General features: G+C 67.4%; 19 protein-coding genes and 1 pseudogene. 10 read left to right on the top strand and 10 right to left on the bottom strand.

The window, feature by feature from the left end; genetic code table 11:
* The first annotated feature begins 4 nt into the window (after positions 1 to 4).
* The gene (locus ACM0PB_RS10790; protein WP_414604487.1) at positions 5 to 1,510 is read left to right on the top strand and encodes a PepSY domain-containing protein; all 1,506 of its coding nucleotides are present in this window, start codon (positions 5 to 7) and stop codon (positions 1,508 to 1,510) included.
* 9 nt (positions 1,511 to 1,519) lie between these two features.
* Here the strand turns inward: ACM0PB_RS10790 and ACM0PB_RS10785 are convergent, their stop codons facing one another.
* Both ACM0PB_RS10785 and ACM0PB_RS10780 read right to left on the bottom strand, forming a co-directional pair.
* Complete coding sequence (locus tag ACM0PB_RS10785) at positions 1,520 to 2,653, bottom strand: MFS transporter (protein WP_111202072.1); 1,134 nt, start codon at positions 2,651 to 2,653, stop codon at positions 1,520 to 1,522.
* A gap of 11 nt (positions 2,654 to 2,664) precedes the next feature.
* Complete coding sequence (locus ACM0PB_RS10780; RefSeq protein WP_053499766.1) at positions 2,665 to 3,441, bottom strand: DeoR/GlpR family DNA-binding transcription regulator; 777 nt, start codon at positions 3,439 to 3,441, stop codon at positions 2,665 to 2,667.
* Between the two features lie 155 nt (positions 3,442 to 3,596).
* On the opposite strand from ACM0PB_RS10780, the gene smqnr reads away from it, so the two are divergent.
* Complete coding sequence (gene smqnr / locus ACM0PB_RS10775) at positions 3,597 to 4,247, top strand: SmQnr family pentapeptide repeat protein (protein ID WP_414603999.1); 651 nt, start codon at positions 3,597 to 3,599, stop codon at positions 4,245 to 4,247.
* A 3-nt stretch (positions 4,248 to 4,250) separates the two neighbouring features.
* Here the strand turns inward: smqnr and ACM0PB_RS10770 are convergent, their stop codons facing one another.
* Complete coding sequence (locus tag ACM0PB_RS10770) at positions 4,251 to 4,925, bottom strand: class I SAM-dependent methyltransferase (RefSeq protein WP_005415525.1); 675 nt, start codon at positions 4,923 to 4,925, stop codon at positions 4,251 to 4,253.
* 99 nt (positions 4,926 to 5,024) lie between these two features.
* Complete coding sequence (locus tag ACM0PB_RS10765) at positions 5,025 to 6,404, bottom strand: aminotransferase-like domain-containing protein (protein WP_414604486.1); 1,380 nt, start codon at positions 6,402 to 6,404, stop codon at positions 5,025 to 5,027.
* Between the two features lie 132 nt (positions 6,405 to 6,536).
* On the opposite strand from ACM0PB_RS10765, the gene ACM0PB_RS10760 reads away from it, so the two are divergent.
* Complete coding sequence (locus ACM0PB_RS10760; protein WP_414604485.1) at positions 6,537 to 7,400, top strand: DMT family transporter; 864 nt, start codon at positions 6,537 to 6,539, stop codon at positions 7,398 to 7,400.
* On the opposite strand, the pseudogene ACM0PB_RS10755 reads toward ACM0PB_RS10760, so the two are convergent.
* Positions 7,397 to 8,375: pseudogene (locus tag ACM0PB_RS10755) on the bottom strand (LysR family transcriptional regulator). The gene ACM0PB_RS10760 and the pseudogene ACM0PB_RS10755 sit on opposite strands and share 4 nt — an antisense overlap.
* Before the next feature lie 107 nt (positions 8,376 to 8,482).
* Here ACM0PB_RS10755 and ACM0PB_RS10750 point away from each other — a divergent pair.
* Positions 8,483 to 10,000, top strand: coding sequence for an MFS transporter (locus ACM0PB_RS10750; RefSeq protein ID WP_353088637.1), 1,518 nt, complete (start codon positions 8,483 to 8,485; stop codon positions 9,998 to 10,000).
* Between the two features lie 278 nt (positions 10,001 to 10,278).
* On the opposite strand, the gene ACM0PB_RS10745 is transcribed toward ACM0PB_RS10750, so the two are convergent.
* Complete coding sequence (locus tag ACM0PB_RS10745) at positions 10,279 to 10,683, bottom strand: GFA family protein (RefSeq protein ID WP_065185816.1); 405 nt, start codon at positions 10,681 to 10,683, stop codon at positions 10,279 to 10,281.
* A gap of 171 nt (positions 10,684 to 10,854) precedes the next feature.
* Here ACM0PB_RS10745 and ACM0PB_RS10740 point away from each other — a divergent pair, with 171 nt between their 5' ends.
* Both ACM0PB_RS10740 and ACM0PB_RS10735 read left to right on the top strand, forming a co-directional pair.
* Positions 10,855 to 11,829 (top strand): Lnb N-terminal periplasmic domain-containing protein, encoded by a 975-nt coding sequence (locus ACM0PB_RS10740; protein ID WP_065177957.1) that lies wholly within the window; start codon positions 10,855 to 10,857, stop codon positions 11,827 to 11,829.
* Complete coding sequence (locus tag ACM0PB_RS10735; protein ID WP_005415532.1) at positions 11,829 to 13,850, top strand: esterase/lipase family protein; 2,022 nt, start codon at positions 11,829 to 11,831, stop codon at positions 13,848 to 13,850. The genes ACM0PB_RS10740 and ACM0PB_RS10735 overlap by 1 nt, the downstream gene beginning before the upstream one ends.
* Before the next feature lie 87 nt (positions 13,851 to 13,937).
* On the opposite strand, the gene ACM0PB_RS10730 is transcribed toward ACM0PB_RS10735, so the two are convergent.
* Positions 13,938 to 15,308, bottom strand: coding sequence for an MFS transporter (locus tag ACM0PB_RS10730; RefSeq protein WP_414604484.1), 1,371 nt, complete (start codon positions 15,306 to 15,308; stop codon positions 13,938 to 13,940).
* Positions 15,309 to 15,389: 81 nt separating this feature from the next.
* On the opposite strand from ACM0PB_RS10730, the gene soxR reads away from it, so the two are divergent.
* Positions 15,390 to 15,824: a redox-sensitive transcriptional activator SoxR gene (gene soxR / locus ACM0PB_RS10725; RefSeq protein WP_005415534.1), complete on the top strand. Its 435-nt coding sequence runs from the start codon at positions 15,390 to 15,392 to the stop codon at positions 15,822 to 15,824.
* A gap of 78 nt (positions 15,825 to 15,902) precedes the next feature.
* Here soxR and ACM0PB_RS10720 read toward each other — a convergent pair whose 3' ends face one another.
* Positions 15,903 to 16,505: a short chain dehydrogenase gene (locus ACM0PB_RS10720; RefSeq protein ID WP_414604483.1), complete on the bottom strand. Its 603-nt coding sequence runs from the start codon at positions 16,503 to 16,505 to the stop codon at positions 15,903 to 15,905.
* A gap of 98 nt (positions 16,506 to 16,603) precedes the next feature.
* Between ACM0PB_RS10720 and ACM0PB_RS10715 the strand changes: the two genes are divergently transcribed.
* On the top strand, positions 16,604 to 17,479 hold the full coding sequence (locus ACM0PB_RS10715) for a LysR family transcriptional regulator (RefSeq protein ID WP_065177954.1): 876 nt from the start codon (positions 16,604 to 16,606) through the stop codon (positions 17,477 to 17,479).
* Between the two features lie 60 nt (positions 17,480 to 17,539).
* Here the strand turns inward: ACM0PB_RS10715 and proC are convergent, their stop codons facing one another.
* Together proC and ACM0PB_RS10705 are read right to left on the bottom strand one after the other, a co-directional pair.
* Positions 17,540 to 18,361, bottom strand: a complete 822-nt coding sequence (proC, locus tag ACM0PB_RS10710; RefSeq protein WP_065185819.1) for a pyrroline-5-carboxylate reductase — start codon at positions 18,359 to 18,361, stop codon at positions 17,540 to 17,542.
* 18 nt (positions 18,362 to 18,379) lie between these two features.
* On the bottom strand, positions 18,380 to 19,057 hold the full coding sequence (locus tag ACM0PB_RS10705; protein WP_065197107.1) for a YggS family pyridoxal phosphate-dependent enzyme: 678 nt from the start codon (positions 19,055 to 19,057) through the stop codon (positions 18,380 to 18,382).
* 87 nt (positions 19,058 to 19,144) lie between these two features.
* Here ACM0PB_RS10705 and ACM0PB_RS10700 point away from each other — a divergent pair, with 87 nt between their 5' ends.
* Positions 19,145 to 20,182, top strand: a complete 1,038-nt coding sequence (locus ACM0PB_RS10700) for a type IV pilus twitching motility protein PilT (protein ID WP_004147099.1) — start codon at positions 19,145 to 19,147, stop codon at positions 20,180 to 20,182.
* Positions 20,183 to 20,280: 98 nt separating this feature from the next.
* Positions 20,281 to 21,423 (top strand): PilT/PilU family type 4a pilus ATPase, encoded by a 1,143-nt coding sequence (locus ACM0PB_RS10695; protein WP_005415539.1) that lies wholly within the window; start codon positions 20,281 to 20,283, stop codon positions 21,421 to 21,423.
* Positions 21,424 to 21,441: the final 18 nt, after the last annotated feature.

The raw sequence follows: 21,441 nt of genomic DNA, 5'->3' as shown, positions 1-21,441 counted from the left end.
GGCGATGACGTTGCGTTCCAACGCCAGGCGCTGGACCTACCTGGTGCATCGCTGGCTGGGCATCGGCGGATGCCTGCTGATGCTGCTGTGGTTCGTCAGCGGCATGGTGATGCTGTTCATTGGTTACCCGAAGCTGACGCCCGGCGAGCGGCTGGCGGCGTTGCCGGTGCTGGGTGAGGCCCGCGACCTGCAGGGGCTGTCTGTACTGCCTGCCGCCGTGCAGGCCGAGCCGGAGGCTGTGGCATTGACCACGCTGCGTGGCGAGCCGGCGTATGTGGTGCGAAGTGGCAGCAACGTGGGCGCCTGGTCTGCCGTGACCGGCCAGGCCCTGCTGCCGGTGTCGGCACAGCGCGCCGAAGCATCCGCTGCACAGTTCGCCGGAGGCCCGGCCTTTGTGGGTGCGATGCGCGTGGAGGAGGACCGCTGGACGCATTCGCGCGCATTGGATGTGCATCGACCGCTCTATCGCGTCGAGGTGGGCGGCGCGCAGCCGGGCGACCTGTACGTGTCCTCGCGTACCGGCGAAGTGGTGCTGGACGCGCCGCATGTGCAGCAGCGCTGGAACTATGTGGGCGCCTGGCTGCACTGGTTGTATTTCCTGCGCATGCAGTCGGTGGACCCGGTGTGGACGTGGGTGGTGATCGTGCTGTCCGCACTGTGCACGCTGGCGGCGGTCAGCGGCATCGTGGTGGGTGTGTGGCGCTGGCGTTTCCGTGGGCACTATCGTTCCGGTGCGAAGACACCGTACGTCGAGCCGTGGATGCGCTGGCACCATCTGATCGGTCTGGTGGCAGCGGCCTTCGTGTTCACCTGGATCTTCAGTGGCCTGATGTCGATGAATCCATTGGGTGTCTTCAGCAGCACGCATGCTGCGATCGACGGTGGGCGCTATCGTGGCGGCGCTGTGGCGGTGGATGGCGCGTTGGGCGATCCGGCGAAGCTTCTGGCGGTGGCCGATGCTGAGTGCTTCCGCCCAGTTGAGATCCAGTGGCGGCGCATCGGTGGTGAGCTGTTCGCGGTGCTGCTGGACGGGCAGGGCGAGACCCGCATCGTGTCCGGCAGCGACGAGCATCTGCAGGTTGCGCACTTGCTGCCGGCCGCGTGGCTGCAGCAGAAGGCGCGTGCGCTGTCCGCTGCGCCGATGCAGGGCTTCGTGGTGCAGCAGACAGCGGATGCCTACTTCTATCCGCGTGCACCGGAAGCCATGAACGGCGCAGCAGTGCGCCGCTTCCCGGTGGCCGTGGTGGACTTCGGTGATGCCGAGGCGACGCGCGTCTATCTCGATCTGGCGACCGGCGATCCGTTGCTGACGATGGGGCATCGCGAGCGGGTGGGGCGCTGGTTGTTCTACTTCCTGCACAGCTGGGACCTGCCGGCGATGCTGCGCCAGGAAGGTACCCGGCTGGCGGTGCTGCTGCTGCTGAGCGCTGCTGGCACCGCACTGTGTGCCACGGCGACGGTGATCGGCTATCGGCGATTGCGGATGAAGCTGCGGCGCAGGCGGCGCTGATGCCCTGGGCTACACCCGCAGCCAGCGCGTGGACACCGCCACCAACAACAAGGCCGTGGCCACGCCGACGAACGCGGCGATCAGGCCGAAATGGTCTGCGGCGAAGCCGATCAGTGCCGGTCCGGCAAGGATGCCGGCAAAGCCGAGCGTGGACACGGCAGTGATCGCCAGCGCGCCGGGCATGCGGGTCTGGTGACCGGCCAGCGAGAACAGCGCGGGCGCGATGTTGGCGCAACCGAGGCCGACCAACACGTAGCCGACCAGCGACGCCTGCCACGGCGTGACCAGGGTCAGCACCAGCACGCCCGCAGTGGCAAGCAGAGCACCGAAGACGATCGCGCGCTGGCGGCCGACGCGCGCCACCAGTGCGTCGCCGAACAGGCGCGCCACGGTCATGGTCAGGGTGAAGGTCACGTAACCGACGCCGGCCAGGCTGGCATCGACGCGCCGCACATCGCTGAGGAACACCGCGCTCCAATCGAGCATCGCGCCTTCACCGAGGAAGGCGACGAACGCCAGCACGCCGATGAACAACACGATGCCGTGCGGCAGGGCCAGCATCGGTGTGTCGTGCGGCATGCGTTCGCTGTGCCAGTGCGCTGCCGACAACAGCATCACCAGCAGCATGGCGCCAACGCCGATCAGCACCGATGCCAAGGGCGGCAGCTGTGCGGACAGCAGCACGGTCATGGTGGCCGCGCCGAGGAAGCCGCCGATGCTGAAGAAGGCATGGAAGCCGGACATCATTACGCGCCGTGCTTCGCGCTCGACGATGACGGCCTGTACGTTCATCGTGCAGTCCATCGCGCCCACGGCGGCGCCGAACACGAACAGCACCAGCCCCAGTTTCCAGGCCGAGCCGGCCAGGGCCAGGCCGGGCACGGTCAGGCAGATCAGCAGGCTGCTGGCCACCATCACCCGCCGGCAACCGAGGCGCGCGGCCAGCACGCCGGACAACGGCATTGCCAGCAGCGAACCGGCACCGAGGCAGAGCAGTACCAGCCCCAGCGTGGCGTCGTTGATCCCGGTGCGTGCCTTGGCGAACGGCACCAGGGTGGCCCACAGCGCGGTGGCGAAGCCGGGAATGAAGAACGCAGCGCGGGTCGCGTGCTGTTCGGCACGCGCGCGGTTGGCAAGGGACATGAGCGATACGGTCAGGGGGGAGTGGGGTGTACCGCGATGCCGGCGGCGCGGAAGCGCGCCGCCAATGCGGGCGGCGCGGTGGTGGTCAGCACCAGGTCGTCGATCTCGTCGAGGCTGGCGATCTGCCAGTGGCCGCGGGCACCGAGCTTTTCAGTAGTGGCGGCGACGATGACGCGGCTGCTGCACGCGACCATCGCGCGCTTCAGCGTGGCCTCTTCTGCATCCATTGCCCATACACCAGTATCGCCGTCCACCGCGCAGGGGCCGGGCAGGTACACGTCGGCGCGCAGGCGCTGCACCTGGGCCAGTGCTTCTGCGCCGACCGCACCGCCACCGCTGGCCAGGCGGCCGCCGATCAGCTGCACCGAGGTGCCATCAAGCATGCTGGCGGCCGTGGCGATCTGTGGCGCATTGGTGATTACCGTCAAGCCGAGGGCGGGCGGCAACTGCTGGGCGATCGCCAGGTTGGTTGAACCGGCATCGAGCAGTACAACCTGATTGGGTTGCAGCAACGCGCAGACGCGGGCGGCCAGCTCGGCCTTGTCGCCGCGGTCGCGGGTCAGGCGCTCGCGCAGCGGGCGTTCCTTGGGCGGTGGCAGCACGGCGCCGCCGTAGACACGCTGGCACAGGCCCTGTGCGGCCAGCTCGCGCAGGTCGCGGCGGATCGAATCTTCGGAGACGGCATAGCGGCGCGCCAGTTCGGCAGCGACCACGCGCCCCTGCTGGCGCAGTTCTTCGAGGATCTGCCGAGTGCGTTGGGCGGGGAGGGGGCTGGGGTCTGAGCTCATGCCATAAGTCTGCACATTCGTGCATAAAGGTGCAACAACGTGCAATTGGCATCGGGGACACAGCGCGGCTGGACTGCCGGTGAATCCTCCCGCGCCCACGTCTATGGATCGCCCTCGCGGCCCGGCATGATGGCGGGACTCCTGGCATGGAATCCCTGATGTCCCACACCGTTCACCGCAAGCTGCGCATCGGCGCGGACCAGTACACCGGCCAGAAAGTGGTCGATCAGCAGTTCCACGAGTGCGATTTTTCCGGCGTGGACCTGACCGGCACCGAGTTCATCAACTGCAGTTTCTACGATGCCGACAGCCGTACCGGCTGCCGCTTCAATGGCGCCACGCTGAAGGAAGCCAGCTTCCGCAGCTGCGACATCAGCATGTGCCACTTCAATTTCGTCAAGGCATTGGGCCTGGAAATCAGCGAGTGCCGCGCGCAAGGCGCGGATTTCAGCAACGCCAGCTTCATGAACCAGATCACCCCGCGCAGCGGGTTCTGCAGTGCCTTCATCAAGAAGTCGAACCTGCGCTATGCCAATTTCTCGCGGGTGACGCTGGAAAAGTGCGAGCTGTGGGAAAACCGCTGGGACGGTGCAAACGTCAGCGGCGCCAGCTTCGCCGGCTCGGACCTGTCCGGTGGCCAGTTCGAGGGCATCGACTGGAGCAGCGCCAACTTCACCGGCTGTGACCTGACCCACTCGGAGCTGGGTGAGCTGGACCTGCGCAGCACCAACCTGCGTGGCGCCACGCTGGATGTGCAGCAGGTGGCGCTGTTGATGCAGCGCATCGGCATCACCGTGGTGCCGTAGGCATCACCCGGCGTACGCCACCCAGCCCCTGAAGCTGAAGCCTGCATAGAACAGCTCCACGCCGTCGAAGCCGGCCTCCTGCAGCAGGGCGACCTCCTGTTCGGGCGCCAGCAGCGGCAGCCGCTCGGCAATGGCCTCGATCGCGCGCTGCGCATCGGCGTGGGCAACACCCGAGGCATGGGCGAACGCGGCGTAGCGCTGCAACCAGCGGAGCTTGCCGGCCGGATCCTGCGGCACGCTGTGGTGCGCCACCACCAGCGGCGCGCCGGGCTGCAGGCGCCTGTGCAGCTCGCGCAGCGTGTGCAGGCGCTGCGCGGCATCGAGGAAGTGCAGGGTGAGCAGGCAGCTGGCACCATCGAAGCGCGCGTCCGGGGCATCGTCGATGTAGCCTTCCAGCAGTTCGACGCGTGCGTTCAACGGGCCCAGTGTCTGCTCGGCCAGCGCGAGCATCGGCGCGGCCGGATCCACGCCCAGCAACTGCCAGCCCGGCTGCGCCTCGGCAAAGGCTTTCAGCTCCAGCCCGCCACCGGCACCGAGTACCAGTACGCGGCCCTGCGCAGGAACACGTTCGGCCAGCAGCAGGCGGCTCATCTGCTGCAACGCGAGGAACCCAGGCACCTGGCGCAGTGGCGCTTCGGCATAGCGGGCCACCGCCTGTGGGTCGGAGAACGTGGACATGCGCGGATTCCTGCAGCAGGGGACATACCACTGTACCGTGGCATGCAAGTGCCTTTGCTGCGGAACACTCCTAGCTGCGTTGACCGGCTTGCATCCAGCTCAGCGCAATGCCCGCGCCAGCACTTGCCAGATCCGTGCGTCCTGGCATTGCGATACGTTGAAGCGCAGATAGTCGGCCGCGCGCTGCGACTGGCTGAACGCGTTGCCCGGTGCCAGCACGATGCCCTCGCGCAGGCACTGCCGCGCCAGCGCGGCGGAATCACGGCAATCGGGCAGCTGGCACCACAGGAACAGGCCCGCTTCCGGTTGCAGCCACGGCGTGATTCCCAGCGTGTGCAGCTTGCGCAGCGTGTGCCGGCGGGCATCGGCCAATCGCGAACGCACCGATTGCATGTGGCGTCGGTAGCCACTGTCGGTCAGCGCGATGTGCATCAGCTGCGCGGCCAGATGGCCACCGCCGAAGCTGGTCGCCAGCTTCAGGTCGGTCAACGCTTCGATCCAGTCATGGCGTGCAGCGATGTAGCCGCAGCGCGAGGCTGCCGACAGCGTCTTGGAGAAACTGCCGACGTGGATCACCCGTGACAGCCCGTCGAGCGCAGCCAGCCGCGGCGCCGGCTGCAGTTCGAAGTCGGCGAAGATGTCGTCCTCGACGATGATCAACTCGCTGCGTTCGGCCAGGCCCAGCAGGCGGTGCGCGGTGCTGGCCGAAAGCACCGCACCGGTCGGGTTGTGCAATCCGGAATTGGTGATGTACAGCCGCGGCGAATGGTCCTGCAATGCACGATCGAACGCTTCAAGGTCCGGGCCGGTGGGCGTGTACGGCACACCCACTGCCTGTACCTGGTGCGCCTTCAGCAGCGCGTGGTAGTTGAAGTAGCTCGGGTCATCGACCAGCACGCAGTCGCCGGGCTTGAGCAGGAAACGGCAGATCAGGTCGACCGCGTGCGTCCCGGATTCGGTCAGCAGGATCTGCTCCATCGGTGCATCGATGCCGAGCGTGGCGCTGCGCCTCTGCAGCAGCTGGCGCAACGCGGGCAGCTCGAGTGGGCCGGCGTAGTCGACCAGATGCACTGCATCGGCACGCGCCAGCCGACGCAGGCCGCGGCGCATGCCATCGTGATACAGCCAGTTACTGGGCATCCAGCCGCACCCTGGCTTGAGATCGCCCGCGGGCGTTTCCAGCGATTGCCGTGACACCCACAGCGGATCCACCTCGCGGTCCAGCCGTGGCTCCATTTCGGCCAGCGCCAGCGGTGCGGCCGGGCCACTGACGTAGAAGCCCGAGCCTGCGCGTGCACTGATCAGGCCTTCGGCCGCCAGGCGCTCGTAGGCCTCGACCACGGTGGAGACCGACACCCCCATCGCTGCCGCCTGCGCGCGCACCGAAGGCAGGCGGGAGCCGGGGCCATCGACCCGCGCGGTGATGCGGTTGCGGACCGCCTGGATGACCGATTCGATGCGGGTAAGCGGACGTGGCATGTCAGCACTGTAGTGGAAGTGTGGGCAATACAGTTCTTTGCGACTGTACTGGATTGTAGCTGGGGCGGTTCCGCCATGGATGCTTCCATACAGGCTCCGCCAGGCGTCGCCTGGCACTTCAGGATCACAGGCGTGGAACGGTCGGCGAGCGGTTGGATCAATGGCTTCATCGGGGTGGTGATTTTCGCGGGCTCGTTGCCGGCCACCCGCCTGGCGGTGCTGCAGCTGGATGCCGGGTTCGTCACCGCCGCACGCGCCACCATCGCCGCCGTGCTTGGCCTGGCGCTGCTGCTTATGCTGCGCCAGCCGTGGCCGCGGCGCGGTGACCTGCCTGGGCTGGTGGTGGTCAGCCTCGGCGTTGTGGTCGGTTTTCCACTGCTGACCGCGCTTGCGCTGCGCCACGCGTCATCGGCACATACCATCGTGTTCCTCGGCCTGTTGCCGCTGAGCACTGCGCTGTTCGGCGTGCTGCGCGGTGGCGAACGGCCGCGCCCGGCGTTCTGGTTGTTCTCGTTGTTGGGCAGCGCCTGCGTGGTGGGCTATGCGGTGCGCAACGGCATCGAGGCGTCCTTGCAGGCTGACCTGCTGATGCTGGCGGCCATCGTGGTGTGCGGGCTGGGCTATGCCGAAGGCGGCCGGCTGACCCGTCATCTGGGCGGCTGGCAGGTGATCAGCTGGGCACTGCTGCTGGCGTTGCCGGTGATGCTGCCGTTGACGGTGCTGATGCGCCCGGCCTCGTTCACTGCGGTCGGTGCCTCGGCGTGGTGGGCGCTGGGCTACGTGGCGGTGTTCAGCATGCTGATCGGCTTCCTGTTCTGGTACCGCGGGCTGGCGCAGGGCGGCATCGCCGCTGTCGGCCAGTTGCAGCTGCTGCAACCGTTCTTCGGCCTCGCCCTGGCTGCGCTGCTGCTGCACGAATCGGTCAGCCTCAGCATGGTGCTGGTGACCGTGGTCGCGGTGATCTGCGTGATAGGCGCCCGCCGCTTCAGTCGCTAGGAAAAAAGGGGAAGGAGGGGATTAAGTCGTAACTGGCCCTGCTGTGCCTGAAACGACTTAATCCCCTCCGTCCCCTTTTTATGAGGCGTCCTGGAACAGGTTGGCAACGGCGTAGTCGATGAACACCCGCAGGCGTGCACTGGGATGGCGCCCACCGGGCCATAGCAACGAGAACTGCCCCTGGTACGTGGGCAGCGCAGGCAGCACCCGTTGCAGGCGGCCATCGTCCAGCGCGTCAGCGGCGAGGAAGTCCGGCATCCAGGCCAGGCCCATGCAACCGATCGCAGCGGCCAGCACGGCTTCCATGTTGTTGCAGGTCATCGCCGTGGGAAGGCGCGCGCCGGCATCGCCTTCGATACCCGGCAGCTGCCACGGATGCAGCCTTCCGGTGGTGGGGTAACGGAAGCGCAGCGCGGTATGCATGCGCAGGTCGCCTACATCGCCGGGTGTGCCGTGCGCCTGCAGGTAGCCCGGCGCCGCACAGAGGATGAAACGAAAGCCACCCAGTCGCCGCGCGGTCAGGCTGGAATCGGCCAGTTCGCCGCTGCGTATCACCGCGTCCAGGCCTTCGCTGACCACATCGACGATGCGGTCGTTGAAGTCCAGTTCCAGCTGCACCTGCGGGTAGCGCTGCTGGAAGCCGGGCAGCACCGGCAGCAGGAAGCGGTAGCCGATGGTGGGCAGGCCGATGCGCAGCAGTCCGCTGGGGGCGTGCTGTCGTTGCGCCAGATCTGCCTGCGCTTCGGAAAGTTCGTCCAGCGCACGCCGGCAGCGTTGCAGCAGCAGTTCGCCTTCGTCGGTGAGGTGCACGCGGCGGGTGGTGCGCTGGAACAGGCGCGCGCCCAGGTCGAGCTCAAGGCGGGCGATGCGCTTGCCGACGGCCGAGGCTGACAGGCCGAGTACGCGGGCCGCACCGACGATGCTGCCTGCCTCCGCGGTGCGGACAAAGGCGAGCAGGGCGGAGATGGAGTCCATGGGGAGCATGATTGCGGAACGGTTGGACGTAATCAACGTCCATCGAGCCTGTTTTTCTGGAATAGCGGCCTGTCCATCATCAATGCCCCTGATGGATGGAGGCCCGCATGGCCCCGGATTCGATGCTCCCTGTACCTGTCCGCGCGCAGCAGCGCTGGGCCCTGCTTGCGGTCTGCCTGGCCGCGCTGGCGTTGCCGTTGTCCTTCACCGCCGGCGCCGTCGCGGTGCCGGTGCTGTCCCGCTCCTCAGTGGCATCGCCCACTGCGCTGGCCTGGGTGACCAACGCCTTCATGCTCACCTTCGGCAGCCTGCTGCTCGCTGCCGGTGGCCTGGCTGATCGCCATGGCCGACGGCGGATGTTCCTGCTGGGCACGGCCGGCTTCACCGTCGCGACGGCCGCTGTATGCCTGTCGCCTACGCTGCTGTGGCTGGATCTGGCGCGCGCTCTGCAGGGCGTTGCCGCTGCCGCAGCGCTGGCCTCGGGCACCGCTGCGCTGGCGCAGGGCTGGCAGGGACCGAGGCGTGCCCGTGTCTTCGCCCTGCTGGGCACGACATTCGGTGCGGGCCTGGCGCTGGGGCCGCTGCTCGCGGGCCTGTTGCTGCAGGCGCTGGGCTGGCGCAGCGTGTTCGCTGCAGGCGGTGTGCTGACGTTGGCGGCGTTCGCACTGGCCGCGCGCGCGTTGCCCGAAAGCCGGGGCGAGCGCGGACGGCTGGACATCGCCGGCATGCTGGGCTTCAGCCTGATGCTGGCGGCATTGACCCTGGCCCTGCTGTGGCTGGGAGAGTACGGCCTGCACGCCGGTCGCGTGCAGCTGGCGCTGTTGGCGACGCTGCTGTTGGGCGGCGCGTTCGTCTGTGCCGAACGGCTGCATCCTTCCCCGTTGCTGGACCTCTCACTGTTCTGGCAACCGGCGTTTCTCGGCGTCCAGCTGCTGCCGGTGGCGACCTGTCTGGGCTACGTGGTGCTGCTGGTCGTGTTGCCTCTGCAACTGCTGGGCGTGCATGGCCAGAGCACGACGCTGGTGGGACTGCAGATGCTGGCGCTGTCCGCGCCGATGCTGGTGCTGCCGATGCTGGCTGCGCGCTGGGCGGAGCGCGTTGGAAGTGCGCGGCTGTGCACGCTGGGACTGCTGGTCTGTGCCTCTGGCCTGTACCTGTTGTCGCGCCACGCATCGCAGCCGTCGCCCTTGCAGTGGGTGCCGTTGCTGATGCTGATCGGCGCAGGAACGGCCTTGCCATGGGGCCTGATGGATGGGCTGTCGGTGAGCGTGGTGCCTGTACAGCGTGCGGGCATGGCCGCCGGCATCTTCGGAACCGTGCGGGTAGCGGGCGAAGGCATCGCCCTGGCCGCAGTGACGGCGCTGCTGGCGCTGCTGGTCGACCAGCAGCTGCATGGGGCATCGCCCGCGTCGTTGGCGCGTGCCGGTGCCTATCTGGCGAGCGGGTCCCGCGACCAGGCGGCGGCACTGCTGCCGGCGATGAGCGGTGAGCAGCTGCAGCAGGTCAGCGCCAAGGCGCTGGCAACACTGCTGCGTGTACTGGCGCTGCTGACGGCTGTGTGTGCTGTGTTGTTGCACCTGTTGCTGCGGAAACGCAAAGGCACGTTGGCCGAGCATACGGCGTAGCAGGCTCATCGCCCCCTCCGCCGTCATCCCGTTGTCGTCTTCCGCTCACGCCGCCCATGCCCACCCAGGTCTAATGTTGATCGTCCCCGTCCCCCACGGAGACCCGCCATGTGGCTGCTCGACCATCTCTGGCCCGGCCGTAGACCGCTTCCTCCCCCGGTCGCGGACGCGCCGCAGGTGCCGCCACGCCGGCCCTGGCTGAAACGCCCTGTGCGGGCCGGGCGCAGCGGCATGGCTCCCTGGCAGAAGGTCGCCACGCCGCTGCGGCGCGCGCGCCACTAGGCGCCGCGGTCGGCCGGGTGGTTGACCCCGTCGTTGACCGGGATCACCCCCAGCGCGAACGGGTCGATGCCCTCCAGACACGCCACGTTGTAACCGTACTGGTCCGGGTTGGAGCGGCGCCGGTGATGGGTGTAGATGCCGCACACGTCGCAGAAGTAGTGCTCGGCCACATGGGTGTTGAACTGGTACAGCTGCAGGTGGTTCTGCCCGCGCACGACCTGCAGGCCCGCGCGGGCAACGCTGGCTGCAATGGCACCCCGGCGCCGGCACATCGAGCAGTCGCAACGGCGCGGGTCGACGATGCCGTCCGGCAGGTCCAGCAGCAGCTCGACCGTGCCGCAGTGGCAGGTTGCGCGGTGCTGGGGTTGGACCGGAACGCCGGCCACGGAAGTGATGCCCATCGTTGCTCCTGTGAAGTGAACCTGGCCGCATGGACCGCCGCAGACGGTGCGCCGGCGTGCCTGAACAGGCCGTAGATGCCACGGTGAACCCGCTTGTGGCTAACTATGCGGCTTCGGGACCGCGACAGGATGCCAGTGAAAGCCGCAGGACGTTGGATGACAGGAAGTGCCATGGCGCTGGCAGCGCTGTGGGTGGCCGGGCTGCTGGCCTATCAGATGCCGGGGCCGGGCTGGCTGGCGAAGGGCATTGCGGTGCTGTGGCTGCTGTTTGCGCTGTGGGCGTCGTGGCGGGTCGCGCGTGGTCGCAGCAACCGCCGCCTCGGCATGGCGTATGGCGCTGCGCTGGTGCTGGCCGGCCTGTGGTGGCTGCTGCTGACCCCACGCCAGGACCGCGTGTGGGCCGATGACGTGGCCCAGCGCCTGCATGTGGTGTCCTTCGACGGGCGCCACGTGGTGTTCGACAACGTGCGCGATTTCACCTGGCGCAGCGAAACCGACTACGACGCGCGCTGGGTGCGCCGCGAATACGACCTGGACCAGTTGCGCTCGGCCGATCTGGTGCTGTCGTACTGGATGGGCCCGGCGATCGCCCACACCCTCATCTCGTTCGGTTTCGAGGACGGTCGCCACGTGGTGTTCTCGCTGGAGATCCGCAAGGAGCGCGGCGAATCGTTTTCGGCACTGGGCGGGTTCTTCCGCAAGTTCGAGATGACCCTGGTGGCCTCGGAAGAGACCGACATCATCCGCACCCGCACCAACGCGCGTGGCGAGGATGTCTATCTGTACCGCCTGCACGGCATGGACCACGCGCAGCTGAAGGAACTGTTTGCCGCGTACATCGCGCAGGCGCGCGAACTGGATGCGAAGCCGGGCTTCTACAACACGCTCACCAGCAACTGCACCACCATCGTCTTCGACCTGGCCCGCCACATCGCGCCGCGCCTGCCGCTGGACTACCGCCTGCTGCTGTCCGGGTATCTGGCCGAGTATGCGCAGGAGGTCGGCGCACTCACCCCAGGCGTGCCTTATGCCGAGCTGCATGACAAGGGCCGCATCACCCAGCGTGCATTGGACCTGGGCAGCGGCGACCACTTCTCCACCGTGATCCGCCAGGGCGTACCTGGCACCGAGCAGGACCCGCAGTAATGACTCGACTCCTCCTGATCCGCTGGCAGCGTGCGCTGCCGGTGTTGTTCGCCGCCTTCCTGCTGCTGGGCAGCAGTGGTTGCGCGATGGTCACCGTCAAGCAGGTCAAATCCAGCGATTCGCTGGTCAACAAGCGTGCCGACGTGCTCAATACCGGCAAGCTCAGCCCCGCTGCGCGCGAGACGCTAAGCGCGGCAGGCCTGGACGAATCGCAGTGCGAGAAGGACTTCCTGGTCTGCCGCAGCACGCTGCTGATGACCGACGATCTCAATGTCGAGCAGCGGCTGTCTGCGCTGTCCGAACTGTGGGTGAAGGCCGCGCTGGCGCTGACGCCGAAGAAGACCGCAGCCGGCGATCCGCCGATGAGCGACGCAGCGCTGGACGCTTGGCTGGAAGCCGCGCGCTACGCCTATGCCTACCTGTTCTACAGCGGCCGCTCACCATCGGATCGCGCCTTCGAAGACCGGCAGACGCAGGTGCGTGACTACTACAACTACGCGGCCGAGAAGGCGGCGGTGGTGCTGTTCGTCCGCGCGCGCGCCGCTGCGTTGGCTGGCGAGGACTACACGAAGCCGATCTCGGTTGGCAGCTGGTCGCTGGCTTCCAACTACCAGCAGCTGAACCTGAAGAGCATTCCCGCGCAGCTGGTGCCGGCCGGCACGGTCAGCTTCGTCGGGCTGCGCAGTACTTATCGCCGTGATGGCTTCGGTGCCGAGCTGGTGATGGTGATGGACCCGCCGAAGCTGGTCGCACCGGTGATCGCGCCTGAGGGCCCGAAGGCGGAGACACCGCAGGATGACGAAGAGGGCGCACGCCGTGGCCGCCGTCATCGGCATGACGATTCGGTGCCCGAGTTCAGCGAGATGTCCTCGATCAACGTCACCGCGTTGCTGCGCTTCGAAGGCAGCAGCCTGGACGATGTGATGCGGACGCGCCGGGTTGAACTGGATGCCTATTCGCCGGAAGCTACCGAGCGCATCACCCTGCACGGCGAACAGGTGCCGCTGGCCGGCAATTTCACCGCGGCCTACGGCCTGTGGCTTGCCCAGAGCGGTTTCGCCCGGCAGTCACTGCGCACCCTGTTCGGCATGAGCGAGGGCATCGGCGAGCCACACATCTACCTGATGCAGCCGTGGGACCCGAACCGCCGCATCATCTTCATGCTGCACGGCCTGGCCAGCAGCCCGGAAGCCTGGGTGAACCTGGCCAACGAGATCATGGGCGACCCCGAGCTGCGCCAGCAGTTCCAGGTGTGGCAGGTCTATTACCCGACCAACGCACCGATCGCGCTGAACCGCTACGAGATCGCCAATGCGTTCAACGACACGCTGAAGCACTTCGATCCCAATGGCAGCACGCGTGCATCGAAGGACATGGTCTACATCGGCCACAGCATGGGCGGCGTGCTCGCGCGGCTGCTGGTGAGCGATTCCGGTGACGTGCTGTGGAACGACCTGCTGGCCAACTATGACCTGAAGGGCGAGCGTCTGAAGCGCGTGCAGAACAAGCTGGGGCCGTTGCTGCATTTCAAGGCACAGCCGAACGTGGAGCGTGCGATCTTCATCGCTGCGCCGCACCAGGGCACCGATATTGCCGGCAACAAGGTCGGGCGCCTGCTGGGCCGGCTGGTGCGCCTGCCACTGACCATCCTCGGCAAGTTCGAGGACGTGTTCATGGCGCTGGCGCAGGCCGAGCAGCAGGTCGATGGCACGGCCAAGCCGAAGATTCCCAACAGCATCGACAACCTCAAGGCCAGCGATCCGTTCGTCAAGGCCGCAGCGCAGCTGCCGATCGAAGCGGGACTGAAGTACCACTCGATCATCGCCCAGCGCAAGCCGGAGCTGCCGGTGGACAAGTCCGATGACGGACTGGTGCCGTACTGGAGTGCGCATCTGCCGGGTGCACAGTCGGAGAAGGTCATCATTTCCGGCCACAGCGTGCAGGAGACCCCGCAAGCGGTGCTGGAAGTGCGGCGCATCCTGCACCGGGATATCGATGACGTGGGGACGGGGACGCGGTAGTGCCAGCCGCTGGCCGGCACTCTCCGCGCACGCGGGAATCCCGTGATGGTGCCGGCCAGCGACCGGCACTGCCGAAACCCGGCGGCGCTACACCCGCCGCGCGATCACCGCAGCCAGCACCGCCAGGCCGAAGGTGATCGCCAGGCACAGCAGGTAGCCGGTGTGCGGCGCGCTTTCCACGAACAGCGCGAACAACGCACCGGAGACCGCCAGCGCGGTGGTCACCGACAGGGCCTCGCTCAGCTGCAGGGCCGACGTGTTGGCACCCTGCTCATGCGCTGCTGACAGCGAAAGCGTGAGTACCGAGAGGCTGGCGTAGATCATGCCCATGCCGAAACCGGTGACCGTCCAGCCCACCAGTGCCACCGGCAATGGCACTGCATTGAACAACACCGCAAGCGTTGCGGCGATGCCGACCGTCATCATCGCCGTGCCGACGCGCAGCAGCTGCTGGCGTGACCAGCCGCGCTGCTGGTGACCCTGCAGCCAGGAGCCAGCGAACCAACCGAGTGCGCCGAGGCTGAGCACCGCGCCGGCCCAGCTGGGCGGGAGCCCGCGTTCGCGCTGAAGCAGCAGCGGCAGGTAGGCTTCGCAGGCGAAGAATGCGGCGGCGGCGATGCCGCGCAGTGCGATCACGCTGGGCAGGCCCCTGCGCAGGATCAGCGTTCCGGCCGGCAGCAGGCGATGCACGCATAGCAGCTGCGCCAGCATCGCCACGCTGATGCAGAGCAGGGCGGTCGGACCGTGCTGCTGGCCGCCGAAGTACAGCAGCAGCGCCGCCAGCGATGCACCACTGGCCCAACGTACGACGTTGCCGCGCCCCTCGTCGTCGTTGCTGTCGGCGGAGGGTTGCATGCGCGCCAGCGCAGGCCGCAGCAACAGGGCAGCAGGGACTGCCAGCAGCGGCACCGCCAGGAACACCCAGCGCCAGCCGAGATGCTGGACGATCAGGCCGCTCAGCGCCGGGCCGACCATCGAGGGCACCACCCAGCCCGCCGAGAATGCCGCGAACACCTTCGGCCGCAGGTGCTCGGGGTAGCTGCGGCCGACCATCACGTACAGCGAGACCGAAATCGCGCCCGCACCCAGGCCCTGCAGCAGGCGCCCGGCCACCAGCATGCCCATGCGCACGGCGAAGCCGGCCAGCAGCAGGCCCAGCACGAAGCAGGCCAGGCCGTACCACAGCGGCCGTGCCGGGCCCTGGCGGTCGGCCCAGCGTCCGGCCAGGGTCATGCCGATCACGCTGGTGGCCAGTGTGCCACCGAAGGCCAGCGCATACAGGCGCAGGCCGCTGAGTGCTTCGGCCACCGTGGGCATCGCGGCCGCGACGGCCAATGCTTCGAAGGCGTGCAGCGCGACCAGCGCGACCATGCCGAGGGTGGTGGCGCGGTAGCGCGCGGACAGGATCGATGTGTCAGCCGGCAGGCGGGTGTCGGCGGGAGAGAGGGGCGGGGTCATACCGGTCTAGGGGCGGGCCGCGCTTGTCAACGGACGGCGAAGATAGCAGCATGCCACCTCAACTATAGTTGAGGTCAAGCAATGGCATCCCAGGAACTCAGCGTTGGCGAGGTCTCGCAGCGCAGTGGCGTGGCCGTTTCCGCACTGCATTTCTACGAGCGCAAGGGGCTGATCAGCAGCCTGCGCACCTCGGGCAACCAACGCCGTTACAGCCGCGACGTGCTGCGCCGGCTGGCGGTGATCCGCGTTGCGCAGCGGGTGGGCATGCCACTGGAAGCGGTCGGCCGCGCCTTCGAGAGCCTGCCTGAAGGCCGTGCACCGACCAAGGCTGACTGGGCCAAGCTGTCCGCGCGCTGGCGCACCGAGCTGGAAGAGCGCATCCACATGCTGCAGCTGCTGCGCGATGAACTGACCGGCTGCATCGGCTGTGGCTGCCTGTCACTGCAGCATTGCCGCCTGGCCAACCCTGGCGACGTTCTCGGCGAACGCGGCGATGGCCCGATGCGCTGGGAATGAAAAAGGGGACGCGCTCCCGGTCGCGCCGGGCCATGCCCGGCGGACGAAAACGACTTGATCCCCTCCGTCCCCTTTTTCTTACCAGACCGTGATCGTCTCGCCGCTCTGGATGCCTTCCACCGCGCGCTGGAAGGCCAGCGCCGCGCGTTGCGCGCTTACCGCTTCGAAGCCCGGGAAGTAGGGGCCGTAGGCCGCCATCGATTCGATCAGTGCGTTCGGGCTGACCACGTTGATGCGCAGGCCGCGCGGCAGCAGCTCCAGTGCGGCAGCGCGCACGAAGCCTTCCAGTGCGGCATTCACTGCGGTGGCGTTGACGCCGTCGCGGATCGGCTGCGCGCTGATGATGCCGCTGGTCAGGGTGATCGAGCCACCGGCATTGAGGTGGTGCTGGGCGGCCAGTGCCAGCCGCACCTGGCCCAGCAGCTTGTCCTGCAGGCCGCTGTTGAACTGTGCCGGCGTCATCTCCTGCAGCGGTCCGAAATGCACCGAGCCGGTGGTGGAGATCACCGCATCGACTGCACCGGTGCGGGCGAACAGTTCGGCGACGCTGGCGTCGTCAGTCAGGTCCACACGCAGTTCGCCACTGCGGCGGCCGGCGGCGAGAATCTGATGCTGTTGGCCGAGCTGACGGGCGACTGCCTGGCCGAGGGTGCCGCTGGCACCGACGAGGAGGATCTTCATGGCCGTTCCTTGCGTGTGGGAGTGAGCGCAGTCTGCGCCGTCACAGCGTGGTTAGGTAAGCGGCGTATGATTTGCAGATTCCTAACTCTGGATTAGCAATGGATACCCTTCGCTGCATGCAGGCCTTCGTCGCCGTGGCCGAACGCGGCAGCTTTGCAGGGGCCGCCGAAGAGCTGCAGGTGTCGGCGGTGATGGTGGGCAAGTACATCCAGCAGTTGGAAGCACATCTGGGCACCGCGTTGCTGCAACGGAACACCCGCCGCCAGCGCTTGACCGAAGCCGGCAGCGCCTACCTGGCCGGGTGCCGGCAGGTGCTGGAGCAGGTGCAGCAGGCCGAGGCCGATGTGGCCGGCCTGCAGGTACAGCCGCGTGGCCTGTTGCGGGTCAGCGCGCCCACCACCTGGGGCAGCTGCGTGCTGGCGCCGCAGCTGGCTGGCCTGCTGCGTGCGCAGCCACAGTTGAATATCGAGCTGGACCTGAGCAACCGCCGCGTGGACCTGATCGAAGATGGCTTCGACGCGGCGATCCGGGTCGGGCCGTTGCCATCGCAGGAGGTGGTGGCGCGGCCGCTGCCGCCGTATGCGATGAGCCTGTGCGCGGCGCCGTCTTACCTGCGCAGGCGCGGCACGCCGCGAACACCGGATGACCTGCAGGGGCACGACTGCCTGAGCCACCTGGCCTGGCGCGGCGGGCATGGCTGGCAGTTGGCCAACGGCGAACAGGTCGACTGGGAGGCACGGCTGAGCAGCAACGATGGCTTCGCGTTGCGCGAAGCCGCCGTGGCCGGGGCCGGGCTGGTACTGCAGCCCACCGCACTGCTGGCGGCGGAGATCGCAGCGGGACGGTTGAAGCCGCTGCTGCGCGACTACCTGCCGGAACCGCGGCCGATGCACCTGATCTACCTGCCCGATCGACGCCCGCGCCCGCGTTTGCAGTGCTTCGTGGATTTCGTCATGGCCACGTTGGGGCAGTGATCATCGGGGTAGATGGGGTCAGATCCCTTTGCCTCGGCAAAGGGATCTGACCCCAGGGGATCAATCATTCGCCGCAGACAATTCCTGTCCACGCACCTGCGCGGCGCGCAGTGCGGTGTCCACCAGTGCCTCGAAGCCGCCAGCCTGGAAGCTCTCGATCGCGGCCTGGGTAGTGCCGTTGGGTGACGTCACGCGTCGGCGCAGCTCTGCGGGGCTCTCACCGGCCTCATCCAGCATGCGCGAGGCGCCCAGCAGGGTCTGCACCACCAGCGTGCGCGCGGCGTCGGCCGGCAGGCCCTGGGCGATACCCGCCGCTTCCATCGCTTCGGCCAGCAGGAACACATAGGCCGGTCCACTGCCGGACACGGCAGTCACCGAATCCATCAGCGCCTCACTATCGATCCACACCGTGCGCCCGGCACTGGCCAGCACCTGTTCGGCCTGCGCGTGCTGCTGCGCATCCACCGATGCAGTGGCATACAGGCCGGTCACGCCGGCGCCGAGCAGAGCGGGGGTATTGGGCATCGCACGCACCACCGGCAGGTTGCCACCCAGCCAGCGTTCCAGCTGCGCGCTGGTGATGCCGGCGGCGATCGACACCACCAGCGGCCGGTTTGCCTGGGCCAGTGCCAGCAGCGACTGACAGACCTCACGCAGCACCTGCGGCTTCACCGCCAGCAGCCAGGTGCCGCCCTGTGCGGCGGCATCGGTGGCGTTGTCGTGGACCTGCACGCCGAAGTCGGCAGCCAGCGACTCGCGCAGCGCTGCAACCGGTTCGGCCACATGGATGTGCGCGGCGGGCACGCCCTGGCGGATCAGGCCGGCGATCAGGCTGCGCGCCATGTTGCCGCCGCCGATGAAGGTGATGGAATCAGCTGCCATGGATGTCTCCTTGGAAAATCAGGCCGGTCGCGCGCGCGCGCCGAACAGGGCGGTGCCGATGCGCACCAGGGTGGCGCCCTCGGCGATGGCTTCGGCGTAGTCGCTGCTCATGCCCATCGACAGCGTGTCGACCTGCGCGCGCTGGGCGGCCAGCGACTGGAAAAGTGTGCGCATGCGCACGAATGCATCGCGGCGACGCTCGGCCTCGGGCCATGGCGCGGGAATCGCCATCAGGCCACGCAGGCACAGCGAGGGCTCGGCGGCAATCGCAGCGGCCAGCCCCTCGACATCCTCCGGTGCACAGCCGTGCTTGCTGGATTCATCGTCGATGTTGACCTGGATCAGCACGTTCAGCGGGCCGCGTGCGGCCGGGCGATGGCGCGCCAGCGCCGTTACCAGCTTGGGCCGGTCCACGCTCTGCACCCAGTCGAAATGGGTGGCCACCGCCTCGGCCTTGTTCGACTGCAGGTGGCCGATCAGATGCCACTCCAGCGCCAGGTGCTGCAGCGCCTGCATCTTGGCCAGCGCTTCCTGCACATAGTTCTCGCCGAAGGCCTGCTGGCCCTGTGCGGCCAGCGCAGCCACGGCCTCGGCCGGTTGGGTCTTGGAAACGGCCAGCAGGCGCGGATCGGGCCGGCCGGCCGCCTCGGCGGCGGCATGCAGGTTGCTCAGGATCTGGGGCAGGGGAGTGGCCACGTAACGCGTTCCGTTGAATCAGGAGGCTATACTGCCGCCCGGGGAAAGATCCTTCCAGTCGAAGCCGTTATTGGGGAGTAGCCGCTCATGGATATCGCCGAACTGCTGGCGTTTTCCGTAAAGAACAAAGCGTCCGACCTGCACCTGTCTGCAGGCCTGCCGCCGATGATCCGCGTGGACGGCGACGTTCGCCGGATCAACATCCCGGCCCTGGACCACAAGCAGGTCCACGCGCTGGTGTACGACATCATGTCCGACAAGCAGCGCCGCGATTACGAGGAATTCCTCGAAGTGGACTTCTCCTTCGAGATCCCGTCGCTGGCGCGCTTCCGTGTGAACGCGTTCAACCAGAACCGCGGCGCCGGTGCGGTGTTCCGTACCATTCCGTCCGAGGTGCTCACCCTCGAGGACCTGGCCTGCCCGCCGCTGTTCCGCGAGGTGATCCAGCAACCGCAGGGCCTGATCCTGGTGACCGGCCCGACCGGCTCGGGCAAGTCGACCACGCTGGCGGCGATGATCGACTACATCAACAAGAACGAATACGGCCACATCCTCACCGTCGAGGATCCGATCGAATTCGTGCACACCTCGCAGAAGTGCCTGATCAACCAGCGCGAAGTGCACCGTGACACGCATGGGTTCAACGAAGCACTGCGCTCGGCACTGCGTGAGGACCCGGACATCATCCTGGTCGGCGAACTTCGCGACCTGGAAACCATCCGCCTGGCACTGACCGCTGCGGAAACCGGCCACCTGGTGTTCGGCACCCTGCACACCAGTTCGGCGGCCAAGACCATCGACCGTATCATCGACGTGTTCCCGGCCGGCGAAAAGCCGATGGTGCGTTCGATGTTGTCCGAGTCGCTGCGTGCGGTGATCTCGCAGGCACTGCTGAAGAAGGTCGGCGGCGGCCGTACCGCGGCGTGGGAAATCATGGTCGGCACCCCGGCCATCCGCAACCTGATCCGCGAGGACAAGGTGGCGCAGATGTACTCGGCCATCCAGACCGGCCAGCAGTACGGCATGATGACCCTGGACCAGCACCTGCAGGACCTGGTCAAGCGCAGCCTGATCACCCGCAACCAGGCCCGCGAGTACGCCAAGGACAAGCGCCTGTTCGAGTAAGGCGGGACAGCGACGGGCGGCGCGCGCAATGGCGCGGCCGCTCCGTGTTGTTTCCTCCACCGACCGTTACCTGGTAAACCGCTTTCCGGGAGCCCGCCGTGAACACCACCGCGACCACCATCGATTTCACTTCGTTCCTCAAGCTGATGGCGCACCAGCGCGCCTCTGACCTGTTCATCACTGCGGGTATGCCACCGGCGATGAAGGTCAACGGCAAGATCTCGCCGATCACGCAGACGCCACTGACGCCGCAGCAGAGCCGCGACCTGGTCCTCAACGTGATGACCCCGGCACAGCGCGAGGAATTCGAGAAGACCCACGAATGCAACTTCGCCATCGGCCTGTCCGGTGTCGGCCGTTTCCGCGTGAGCTGCTTCTACCAGCGCAACCAGGTCGGCATGGTGCTGCGTCGCATCGAGACGCGCATTCCGACCGTGGAAGAGCTGAGCCTGCCGCCGATCATCAAGACGCTGGCGATGACCAAGCGCGGCATCATCCTGTTCGTCGGTGCCACCGGTACCGGTAAATCGACTTCGCTGGCGGCGATGATCGGTTACCGCAACCAGAACTCGACCGGCCACATCATCACCATCGAAGACCCGATCGAATTCGTGCACAAGCACGAGGGCTGCATCATCACCCAGCGCGAAGTCGGCATCGATACCGACAGCTGGGAAGCCGCGCTGAAGAACACCCTGCGCCAGGCGCCGGACGTGATCATGATCGGCGAGGTGCGTACCCGCGAAGGCATGGACCACGCCATCGCGTTCGCCGAAACCGGCCACCTGGTGCTGGCCACGCTGCATGCCAACAATGCCAACCAGGCGATGGACCGCATCGTCAACTTCTTCCCGGAAGACCGCCGCAACCAGCTGTTGATGGACCTGTCGCTGAACCTCAAGGGCGTGGTCGCGCAGCAGCTGGTGCCGTCGCCCGATGGCCGCTCGCGCAAGGTGGCGATGGAGATCCTGCTGGGCACGCCACTGGTACAGGACTACATCCGCGACGGCGAGATCCACAAGTTGAAGGAAGTGATGAAGGACTCGGTCCAGCTGGGCATGAAGACCTTCGACCAGAGCCTGTTCGAGCTGTACCAGGCCGGCGAGATCAGCTACGAGGACGCGCTGCGTTACGCCGATTCGCAGAACGAGGTGCGCCTGCGCATCAAGCTCAGCCAGGGCGGCGACGCGCGCACCCTGTCGCAGGGGCTGGATGGGGTGGAGATCTCCGAAATCCGCTGACCTGGCCGGCAACGGTCA

Origin of the sequence: Stenotrophomonas sp. AR029, assembly GCF_047520695.2 — a bacterium.
Lineage (GTDB): Bacteria > Pseudomonadota > Gammaproteobacteria > Xanthomonadales > Xanthomonadaceae > Stenotrophomonas > Stenotrophomonas sepilia.
Note: the sequence above shows the minus strand (reverse complement) of the source record. Positions and strands in the feature narration are given on the sequence as shown.